Source organism: Chryseobacterium sp. SIMBA_029, from assembly GCF_046535275.1.
Lineage (GTDB): Bacteria > Bacteroidota > Bacteroidia > Flavobacteriales > Weeksellaceae > Chryseobacterium.
The window spans coordinates 1-272 of the sequence record NZ_JAWRXA010000309.1; the positions used below are offsets into that span (position 1 = coordinate 1).

The 272-nt window shown below is 38.6% G+C and carries 1 pseudogene; it reads left to right on the forward strand.

Annotated features, from left to right (window positions below):
- Nucleotides 1-272 (forward strand): annotated as a pseudogene (locus SB679_RS24245) (TonB-dependent receptor); the annotation flags it as partial.

Sequence of the window (272 nt, forward strand, 5' to 3'; positions counted from 1 at the left end):
GTGTATACTTTCGGGGCGGGGTTAATCATGTAGACAATTTCAATCATAAAATAAGTTCTCTGGGAGAGAGTGCCATCAGATTTGCAAAAGCATTCAATAAAAATTTTGCCATCAAGGTAAACGCTTCTTACTTTAGTGGAACAGACTGGATTTCAGACAACCATACAGATCAGAATCCTAATTCGTTCATCACTGCCAACCCCAATTTTTCACTAGCCAATAATCCCTCAGAAGATCTTTGGAACAAATACGGTGATGAAAGAAATAACCGC